The 3,176-nt window shown below is 41.8% G+C and carries 2 protein-coding genes; both read right to left on the reverse strand.

Going from position 1 to position 3,176, the window contains the following annotated elements; all coding sequences use genetic code 11:
* Positions 1-38 precede the first annotated feature (38 nt).
* Entirely contained in the window at positions 39-2,234 is a 2,196-nt protein-coding gene (locus tag WMO38_RS14880) for a VirD4-like conjugal transfer protein, CD1115 family (protein ID WP_349163200.1), read from the reverse strand.
* Between the two features lie 6 nt (positions 2,235-2,240).
* A partial coding sequence (locus WMO38_RS14885; RefSeq protein WP_349163201.1) for a DUF3801 domain-containing protein occupies positions 2,241-3,176 on the reverse strand: 936 nt, incomplete at its 5' end.

The raw sequence follows: 3,176 nt of genomic DNA on the forward strand, positions 1-3,176 counted from the left end.
CAAATTATATCATATACTCTGTAATATATCTAAAAACATTACTGCTTCTTTCGATATGAACTCATCTTCTCCACAGTTACCTCCGGATAGAAGTAAGTAAGAATCGTTGCTTTCGGAACTCCTGCAGCTAATGCTTTCTTCACTTCTTCCTTCTGCTCCGGTGTATATGACCAGTGCAGCATTCTGTTTGTGATGGTATCTTCCCACTTAGGCTTTTCCCTCTCAGGATTCCTTACAGGCTTAGCACCAGTACTTCCATTAGAAGCGTTGGCACTTTCTGCAGCATCAGACTTCTGCGATTCATCGACATACTCAAGCTCATTCGCCTGCTCCCTGTCAATCTTTGCTTTCTGCTCTGCTTCATCCTGCATGGAGAATCTTCTGCTTAATTCCGCATCACCAAGCATCATAAACTGCTCATAGGTAAGAGAATCAATATACACATTCTCGCCCTTATCCTTCAGTTTTTCATAATACTTAACCGCCTTGTCTGAAAGAATCTCAAATGGCGGACCGATAAGATTATCTGCTCCCCTTATCTGATAAACATAAGGCTCTCCCTTGCCATCTGCTGTCTGGTTAAACATCGGATGATTGAATGGTATGAACTTATTGTCCATGATAGGATCAAAACCACGGATAAAGATAATACACTTTTTGTTATCCAGCTTTCTGACTTCATCGGGTGTAAACAGTTCTCTTCCTAATACATCATAATTTCTTGAAGAGCTTCCCTGTCTGCCCTTTGTCTCTCCGCTTGACTTCTTATCAATCGTACCTTTTCCAAGCAGCTCTGAGACGTACTTATGCGTTGACTGCTCGTTGCCGCCAAGGTAGATGAAAGTATCGCAGTTGCCTGGAATTGTCTCCCAGGTGTCCTTAAAAAGTGCCTTTAACTGGGCAAAGTTCTGTATGATGATAATACTTGAAATCTCCCTGCTTCGCATTGTCGATAACAATGAACAGTAGTCATCGGGCAATGCGACATTCGCAAATTCATCTAACATAAAGGTCACATGAATTGGAAGTCTGCCGCCACAGTTAAAGTCCGCCTGATAGTACAGTTCCTGAAATATCTGCGTATAAAGTAGTCCAATAATAAAGTTATAGGATTTGTCACTATCCGGGATTACACAAAAGAGTGCTGTCTTTGTCTCTCCATCCCCATTAACTCCAATACCGATATCGGACAGATTAAGCTCATCTTTTGAGAGTAATCGTAAAACCTGCTTATTCTCAAGAAATGCAAGTCTTGAGTTGGCACTGATGATAATGGAACGGACTGTATCTCCTGCACCTCTCATACATTTGTTGTACTGCTTGACTGCCGGATGATTGGCTCCAAGTGGAGAACTTTCCTCTAAAAACTTCATACGCACATCGAGCTTTGACGCCTTCCCCTGCTCTGTAACCTCTGCCTCTCCAAGAAGTTTAAGTACTGTCTCAAAGTTTCTCTTTGCCGGCTGTACCTCCAGCCACACATAATAAAAGATAGCCTGCAAGAACAATCCTTCCGCTTTTTCCCAGAACGGATCACTTGGTGTTGCTCCCTTTGGTGTCGTATTGCTGATAAGGTTTGTAATCAGCTTGACCACATCTGTTTCCTCTCTGATATAGGAAAATGGATTGTAACAGTCTGATTTATCCATCTCTAACAGATTAATGACTTTCAGGTTATATCCGTTATTCTTTAGCATCTGACCGCAGCTTCTAAGAATTTCTCCCTTTGGATCGGTACAGATAAAAGAACAGTTATGCGGCATCTGCATAAGATTCGGCTTTACTTCATAAAATGTTTTTCCTGCTCCGGAACCACCACAGATAAGGATATTTCCATTGAGCTTGAGTCTCCTAAAATCCAGCGACATCTTCACATTCTGGCTGAGTATCCGGTTGAAATTCTCATCCTTATCTGCAAGTATCTTGTTGACCTGCTTCGGATTTTCAAATCTTGCCGTACCAAATTCCTTACCGGGCATATAGTTTCTCTGACTGGTGTAATACATGACAATAGCCATCGCATAGATACCTAATGCAATGGCTACTGCTTTTACTGTATTGGAATTGTAATAGTTGGCAAAGGGAACAGCACATACTTCATTGAATCTGTCCATAAATTCATTAAATGCCACTCCCTCCGACCACGCACCATTTATCAGATAACCAAGGTACCCCGCTAATACTGCACCCACAAGAATGAATATCAGTGATAGTTTTTTCTTTGTTGTCTGCATATAAAACTACCTCGCTTTCTTGGTAGTGACTGTTTTCTGCTGCGTGGTCTTTTTCTGCTGTTTCTGGACTTTCTCATAACGCTCCCTGACAGATGCCTCCACCTTATCATAATGCGTATAAAGCTCTGTTCCCTTCTGTGTTGTTACAACACGATTCTGGCTGTCATACAGCTTATAATCCTTATTGGAATCGAGAAACGTGAGCATAGTCTTTCCATTATGGATGTCCATAATGTTTTCTTTACGAAGCCATACATATCTTGCTTCGTCTCCCCATGTTCCGGGGATTCTTGTCTTAACTGCATGGTCATTCTCCTCAATAATGAGTTTCTTACTGATTGTAACATCCGAAAGATTGGCATTCTTTGATGCGGCTACTGCCCTCATTCTCTCTGCAAGGTCCTGATATCCTCTGACACGGTTGATAAATGCATCCTTATCCATCATGACTGCATGCGTACCATCTTCCTTCTTACTGCCAAGCACACCGATTGTCTCTAGCTGTTTGATAACACTTTCAGCCTGCTCACCATTGATACTGAAATTCTCCTTGACCTGATCCACACTGATAGCTTTCTTTTCCATTGCAAACATTCCGACCTTTTCGATCAGTCCGTCAATAGCGGTATTAACCCTATCCCCTTCTATCGTGTGGCTTTTCTCGTTTCCCTGCTGTTTCTTCAAAAAATCCATCAGCTTGCCAAGGGATTTTTCATCTCCATTCTTCAGATAATCGTCAAATGTGGCAATCTTACCAAACTTGAGCTTCTGTATCATCATATTCACACGTGGAACTGCCTCTGTATGAAAGATTACCTCACTCAGTCCATCTTTCCTGTTACAGTCTGGAAGTACCGAATACAGGATTCCATACTTCTTTGCCATCTTTTCAACCTTTTTCATATCTTCGGTATTAAACTGTAACACCTGTAAATCGCCACC

This window comes from Lachnospira hominis (ex Hitch et al. 2025) (assembly GCF_040096395.1).
GTDB lineage: Bacteria > Bacillota > Clostridia > Lachnospirales > Lachnospiraceae > Lachnospira > Lachnospira hominis.